This window comes from Nocardia sp. NPDC005746, assembly GCF_040630785.1.
Lineage (GTDB): Bacteria > Actinomycetota > Actinomycetes > Mycobacteriales > Mycobacteriaceae > Nocardia.
Genome location: NZ_JBEXYE010000043.1, coordinates 1 through 6,546 on the forward strand (window position 1 = coordinate 1; position 6,546 = coordinate 6,546).

Here is a 6,546-nt window from a genome sequence, read left to right on the forward strand (position 1 = left end):
CCGATCGTGCTCGTCAAGCACATGACCGCAGTCGGGGCAGGTATCACCAGGCATCGCGCCAGTATCACCGATCGGCCTGTCGCAGTTACCGGAGGGAGCCCTCTGAGCTGCACTGAAATCGTCAGCAGCGGACTTTCTGCACCGCACTGGGATCCGGCGCCGCCGGCCCGCGGCTCGGCCTGTCCGAGCCGCCCCATGAGCGGCATGAGCGGATACTTCGTGAGTGTGCGCGTTGCGGTTAGGTTCGTGCTGTGGCTGGGATAGGTAGTCGTGTCGAAAGGGCCTTGGTGCAGTGAGCAGATTCGCTGAAGTTATCGTCTTGGCGCGCCGAGCCGAGGATGTCATGGAGCACCTGACAAGAGCCGACGAATCCCGGTCCCGGCCATGGCATCAACTCTTCGTAGAAATCGACGACGCTGTCTTCTCCGGCGCAGGCTTTCCGTACGGCTCGGACGAGTGTTATGCCTGGGTGATCCAGTTCTATCGGAACAACTGGGGGGATCTGCTTGCGTATCTCGAATCGCTACCGTGGCCGCGACCCGAATCGGTACAGGTCCTCGTTCACGACGAGAACGACGACTGTTTCGGTCTGTGGATGATCTACGACGGCAAGCTGTCCGAGGTGCCTCTGCCACGTACCCACCGGGAGCCGTATGCCAGCTCTGTCACCGGTGTCCTGTTCAGAGAAGACCGGCCCACAGACTGCTGAGCCCGCCTGAATGCACGCTCGTCGGCAGTAGCGGACGCTCTGCGGCGTAACGGGTTCCGGCTGCTGGCGGGACCCACCACCGCGGCCCGGACCGCGCAGGTAGCGGATTACAGGTTGTTCGGAGCCCTTATGGCCCGTGCTCATTCGTCGAACGGTGTGGTGTCCGCGTCGGGTGCCGAGCTGACCCGGGGCGGCCCAAGGCAACTCATCGCCGGAGAGGACCGACTGATGCCCAACGTCAGCAAGTACGACGAGCCGCTGCCGTCTCGCCGAGTAGCCGAGTAGCCGAGTAGCCGAGTAGCCGAGTAGCCGAGTAGCCGAGGCGTAGCACTCAGTTCATGCTGCGACCTCGCGCACCGACTGGGTGTGGGGGTGAGTTGTCCTGACCCTGTTGCCGCGAATCACCGGGTCGAAACCGGATAAAACCGGAAGGGTAACGAACTGTGGATCCCGTTGCCGAAGTGCCGGCGCCGGAGGCTTACTGGATATGTAACGGTGCCGCAGCAAGATCGGCATCCGTTGCAAGGCAACTCTTTTCATTCATTTTTGGCTTGGAGTCCGACCATGGCACCTGTTCTCACTTCCCTGACACCCGCTTCCGGCCCTGCGACGACTTTCAGCTCTGTGGTGATCACCGGCTCCGGGTTCGCTAATGTCGGTCCCTTGACCGTGCGGTTCGGTACCACGGCAACCACATTCACCATCGACTCCGACACCCAGATCACGGCCATCTCCCCGACGGGGACAGGCACGGTGAACGTCACCGTCAAGGTGGAGCTGGACGGCACCAGCAACGGACTGCCCTTCACCTTTGTCTGACGGCGGGTGTGGCTGGGCCGTCGGTGGGCAATTGCCTGCCGACGGACCAATCCGCGTTGCGGTCACGGGTAGGGGCAGTAGATACCGCGGGTCCGATCGCGTCGAACTCGTCGAGTTTGGTCTGCCGCACCGTGGTCGCCCAACCCGCACCACCGTCGCGGAACAGTTCGATCCGCCGCCACTCGTCACCGGCGCTCAGGATCTCGCTGAACGACACAGCGATATGGTCGAACTCGGAGTAGTGCACGACCTTCAGGTAGCGCATCTCCGCCAACTCCATGGTGGGGCAGACAGGTTCTCCGAATCCGTCGTAGGGTCCGGGCTCGGGTGTTCCGACGAAATGTCCGTAGCCGAGCGCATCGTCGGGGATCCCGATGTAGTCGGGTACGAACAGCACTGGCTGTCCACCACTGGTGCCGATCACTGCCACTCGGCAGTTCGCCGAAACGAGACACAGGTGCGGAGGCAGCTCGGCACCGTAGTAGTCGATTTTGCCATCGGGCAGTTCCATCGCTGCGATAGCGGCGAATGCCGGTCGCTCGACCCAAAACCTGGTCCACGCATTGGCGTTCGAGTCGACGAAGAGAAAGACGCGGCGCTGCGCGGCGGCGAACTCGCTATTCCAGTACTCGAACACACATTCGATCCTTGCATAAACAGACCGTGTGGCCGGTATAGGCTGCGGGCGTGGTGAATCCTCCCGCACCGGGACAAACCCGGTTGCGCGTTCGATAGCCTGGGCCCGATCGATACAGTCGCAGTCTTGATCGCTGTTGCAGCAGTCCGACCGCGGCGGCTCTTCGGTGATTCCATTGATCGGCAGTCGCTCGCCGAGCTCCACACGCATCCATTCGGGAACCGAATCCCTTGGATACAAACGCAAGTCGTCGACCAGCGGGCCAGTGAGCTGGCGTCCCAAGTGGGGGCGTTCACGACTGAAACGCACACCGATCTCATTGTTGGCTGTGATGCTCAACCACATCGTGAACCACGTACCCCGGCCCGGGACATACATCGCCTGCCGCAAATCCATGACCTCACGTGGAAAGCCGACCACCACAGAGGTTTCCGATTCCCGCTCCGCGTAGGCGAATGCACTCACCGCCATCCCGGCGATGTCGAACCTGACCTTGATCTCGGTCCATCCCGGCTCCACGTCGGCCACGATCTTGGCCACGATATCGGTCAGCAACTGCCGTTCCGCGATCATCGATGGAGAGATCGGTCCCCGAATATTCCACCAACTCGCCGCTTTCGGGCGACGCTTCCACCGCCCGATCACCGGTACCGCGCACCCCACCCGAGCGCACAGTCCACATGACTCATCGAACCGCCCCCAACCACCCGACCCGCACAACGACCCTCACCACCGTAGCGGACTGATACGCCGAAGGGTTAGCGCCAATCGAGCTGTAATCGGCAATAGCGGACGTTCTGCGGCGTAAAGGGTTTCGGCTGCCCACCACCGCGGCCCCGGACCGCGCGGGTAGCGGCAGTAGCGGTGCTCGTGGAGGAAGAGCGGTCCATCCCTGTCACCGGGATATGGAACTATCCGCGATGTATCGACAACCCGTGAAACATGGATGGGCCGAGCTGGATGACGCTTTCACGCAATGAGGCATTGGCGCTATTGACGGAATCGCTCCCGGCGCGGCGGCGACTCGGCGCGAAACGGCTGCGCGCGCTCGCGGACCCGACCACAGCGGCCCAGGTCCGCGCCGCGCTCGAACGTGAAACCACCTGGGAGGCGAAGTACCAACTGACCATGGCGCTAGGAATGACCGGCAGCCGTGAGGATGTCGAACTGCTGAAAAGACTGGCGCTGCAACCTCGCCGGGCAACGATGGTCAACACTGCCCTCGGCGACTCGATCGTTCGGCTGGGTCGCGACTTCGACGACGACCCGGCTCCGGTCGAGTGGTGCCTGCAACAAGACGTCGAACTTCTCGCATACGGCGCGCTGCGCGCGGTCGCGATGCTGCGACTGCAGTTCCCCGACACCACGGTCGAGGCTGTCCTCGACTACGTCGAGGCCAATGATTCCAACCGCACGAATCTGGCGTACTGGCCAGCGATCGCGGCAGCCGGGTGGTCCGGGCCTCGCGTGCGGGCGTTTCTGACCCGATGCTCGCAAGACAGCCGACAGATCGTCGCCGACGCCGCAATCGACGCCCTCAACCGTCGTTACGTAAAGCACATGAGTGTGCTGTAGTCGACCTGAATCCCCATCACAGCAACTTGCAACAGGCGAGCACGGCAATCGGCAGAAGCGGATGTTCTGCACCGCACCGGGATCCGGCGGCCGGCGCCCCGGGCTGGCCGGTTCGGTCAGCGCGGTATGCGGCATGTGCGGACATCCAGATCAGCGACGCCGATCAAACACCCCTGCCAGCGCGTTACTCGCTACGAGATACCGTGCCCCGAATCTGAGGCGTGTCCGTTCTACCGTAGTCGTCATAGATGTAGGTCGCCGAAACCACCCGGGTACTGCCGGACTCACACTTCGGATCGCGCAGACGAGTAAAAGCGAACCCGTTGCCTGTAACATCCCGAGACAGCAGCAATTCGGCTTTCGGCGGACCCGACCCAAATGGCAGCTCGTCTCGGAACGAGATCGCGGTCGGCGGGGTGGTTTCGACGCTACCCATGCCGTTCCGCAGAGTGACCACGACCCCGAACCGAGTGTCGGGCATATCCTTCGGCGGATACGACTGTGTCGTCGCGTCGCCCGTGTAGACGGTCGCCCGTCCCTCGTCGGTCCAGTCCGACAAGTTCCTGCCACAATTGGGGTCGGTGACGAACCCAGCCAGGACACCGGACGGAGTGCCACTGCCCGCGAACAGCGGCGGAATCGTGACCCAGGCACTGACGAGAATGGCGACCGCCAGCCCTGCTCCGCCTCGAATCGAAGCGACACGCGTCCGACCGGATCGGTTGCTGTACAAGCGCAAGAAAGCTGACGTGAACGCTGCGGCAACTGCGAAACACGCAGCGCCGAAGCTCATTTCGAGGCATCCGGGTAAATCCCGCCTGTAGTCGGACAAGTACAGTTGGGTTCCCACCCACTGAGCGAACAAACTGGCAACTACCCCACCCACAATGGTGCTGCCAGGCGCGAACCGGTCTGGCAACAGCCCTAACACGCCAGTGACGGCCAGCACCGGGCTGATCACCAACAGGAACGGCGCATAGACCAAGAAGCCGGCCGCGAAGCGGCCGCCCGCTTCGAGATCGAACCGTGGATCCGCTACCGGGTCCGAGTACAGTCCGATCCCGATCGCCGCCCACGCGAGAGCCAGCGCGCCGACGGCAACGCCCTGCAATATGTCCGCGAGAAGGTTCAAGCGATTCCACGGTGTATCACGAGTAGACACGCGGTCAATGTATCGACCAGTTGTGTCCGATCCGTCGACCAAGTGTGGAGAGATCGTGTGGGTCCGGTAGAGACTCCAAAGTCGCAGAGCCCCCAACCACTCAAAGGGCCACCCGCAACTCGGCAGTTGCGGACGTTCCAGACACACGAACGCTCCGAGATGATCTCGGGGCGTTCGATCTTCAGCTGGACCGTGCCGGCCGCTCCGGACCGACCCGTAAGCGGCATTATCGTGCGTTCGTGGAGCGTGTCTCCGATCTTCGAACTAGGAGGCACCGACGATGAGCATGTCCATCCACTGGCAGCTGGAAGACTTCGGATGGGCGAATGTTCGCGTGTCCGACGAGAACATGGAGGCAACCGCGGTCGCCTCCTACGTCACTGGTGCACCGCAATACCTCCTGCGAGCAGTCACCGACATCGTGCGTGGCGCTCCCGAGGCCCGCGCCGAGTTCGAGGCCGAGCCGACCGTCTACCGGTGGCTGTTTCATCGCCAGGGCAATGAGATCGACATCCGGCTGCTCGAAGTGGCCAACTACGATCTGCCCGACTCGTCAGGAATCCAACGCTGGCGCAGCCGTCAAACCGTCTGGGCGCTCGCCGCCTCAGTGTGTATCTGCTTCCGCGACGTCCTGCGACACTACGGTATTCAGGGATACCTGGACCAATGGGGTCGTCCCTTCCCCCGGAATGAACTCGAGGCTCTGATCAGCGCAACCCGTCAGCTGGCGCAGCCCCCTGCCGATTCCGATTAACTTCGCGCTGGAGCCGCCATCGCCACGTGTTCCCCTGTCCTGTGTGTCCAGCCCGCCGTTTCTGATAAGACCACGCTCAGCCGGTTCGGTCAGCGCGCCATGCGGCAGAATAGTGCGTTTACCGCAGAATGGATCGGCGCTGCGCAGTCTGACACGCGGGACCCGCTGTGTACGCCGGATCTTTCGGATCGACACACTGGGACCGTGACAACCTCACACGACTGGAACGTGATCAACGACGCGGCAAGGGCCGCGGAGTCACGGGGCGACTGGGGCGCAGCGATCTCCGTGGTCAGCGCTGCCGCCGAGTGTTGTAGTGCTGACGCCGACACGCACAATGCGCATCTGTGGCTCATGGATCTCCTTGCGAAAGCCGAACGTATCGATGAATTGGCCACACTGGCTGAAGCCGATGTCCACGCACGGCGCAGGCTGGACCGGTTTCTGTACGAGAACGGACGCGACGATGATCTGCGGCAGCGAGCCCATCTCGGGGACAAGACGGCGCTGTACTACCTCGTGAAGCTGCTTCGTCGGCGAGGCGAACAAACCGCCGCTCAGCAGGTGGTGGACGAGATCGATCCGGCTGATCAATACGCTCTCGAACTGGCGACACGGGACGACACTTCGCACCGGCCATAGCCTTCTTGTCTGATCGGTTGCGTCCGCACTGCGATTTGCGCCCTGGTCGGCCCTTCAAGCCACAACAATTTACGGAGAGTTCCGAGCTTCGGTCACAGGTGTAGGGCAGTCCGAGTCTGCTAGATATCCGCCATTCCGGACCGGACCTTGTAATCGGCTACTTAAGACTGGTGTCAGGACCTGATCCCGGCCAGGATCTAGTCCAGGTGCCCGGTGAGAAGTTCCCTAATCGGCTGCCCGCCCGCGGT

At 62.6% G+C, this 6,546-nt stretch carries 7 protein-coding genes; 5 read left to right on the plus strand and 2 right to left on the minus strand.

Annotation, left to right across the window (positions count from 1 at the left end; genetic code table 11):
* The first annotated feature begins 343 nt into the window (after window positions 1–343).
* Complete coding sequence (locus tag ABZ412_RS35740; protein ID WP_357289720.1) at window positions 344–709, plus strand: hypothetical protein; 366 nt, start codon at window positions 344–346, stop codon at window positions 707–709.
* A 564-nt stretch (window positions 710–1,273) separates the two neighbouring features.
* Window positions 1,274–1,528: an IPT/TIG domain-containing protein gene (locus tag ABZ412_RS35745; RefSeq protein ID WP_357289723.1), complete on the plus strand. Its 255-nt coding sequence runs from the start codon at window positions 1,274–1,276 to the stop codon at window positions 1,526–1,528.
* Here the strand turns inward: ABZ412_RS35745 and ABZ412_RS35750 are convergent.
* Window positions 1,515–2,738, minus strand: a complete 1,224-nt coding sequence (locus ABZ412_RS35750; protein WP_357289726.1) for a hypothetical protein — start codon at window positions 2,736–2,738, stop codon at window positions 1,515–1,517. The two genes, ABZ412_RS35745 and ABZ412_RS35750, sit on opposite strands and share 14 nt — an antisense overlap.
* 387 nt (window positions 2,739–3,125) lie before the next feature.
* Between ABZ412_RS35750 and ABZ412_RS35755 the strand changes: the two genes are divergently transcribed.
* On the plus strand, window positions 3,126–3,740 hold the full coding sequence (locus tag ABZ412_RS35755; protein WP_357289729.1) for a hypothetical protein: 615 nt from the start codon (window positions 3,126–3,128) through the stop codon (window positions 3,738–3,740).
* Between the two features lie 184 nt (window positions 3,741–3,924).
* Here ABZ412_RS35755 and ABZ412_RS35760 read toward each other — a convergent pair whose 3' ends face one another.
* Window positions 3,925–4,902, minus strand: coding sequence for a hypothetical protein (locus tag ABZ412_RS35760; protein WP_357289732.1), 978 nt, complete (start codon window positions 4,900–4,902; stop codon window positions 3,925–3,927).
* Between the two features lie 280 nt (window positions 4,903–5,182).
* Between ABZ412_RS35760 and ABZ412_RS35765 the strand changes: the two genes are divergently transcribed.
* On the plus strand, window positions 5,183–5,656 hold the full coding sequence (locus tag ABZ412_RS35765; RefSeq protein WP_357289735.1) for a hypothetical protein: 474 nt from the start codon (window positions 5,183–5,185) through the stop codon (window positions 5,654–5,656).
* 204 nt (window positions 5,657–5,860) lie between these two features.
* On the plus strand, window positions 5,861–6,298 hold the full coding sequence (locus ABZ412_RS35770) for a hypothetical protein (RefSeq protein ID WP_357289738.1): 438 nt from the start codon (window positions 5,861–5,863) through the stop codon (window positions 6,296–6,298).
* The last annotated feature ends 248 nt before the right edge of the window (window positions 6,299–6,546 follow it).

Coding starts and splice junctions, on each gene's coding strand:
- ABZ412_RS35740 (WP_357289720.1), top strand. CDS start 344: ATGGAGCACCTGACAAGAGCCGACGAATCCCGGTCCCGGCCATGGCAT.
- ABZ412_RS35745 (WP_357289723.1), top strand. CDS start 1,274: ATGGCACCTGTTCTCACTTCCCTGACACCCGCTTCCGGCCCTGCGACG.
- ABZ412_RS35750 (WP_357289726.1), bottom strand. CDS start 2,738: ATGATCGCGGAACGGCAGTTGCTGACCGATATCGTGGCCAAGATCGTG.
- ABZ412_RS35755 (WP_357289729.1), top strand. CDS start 3,126: ATGACGCTTTCACGCAATGAGGCATTGGCGCTATTGACGGAATCGCTC.
- ABZ412_RS35765 (WP_357289735.1), top strand. CDS start 5,183: ATGAGCATGTCCATCCACTGGCAGCTGGAAGACTTCGGATGGGCGAAT.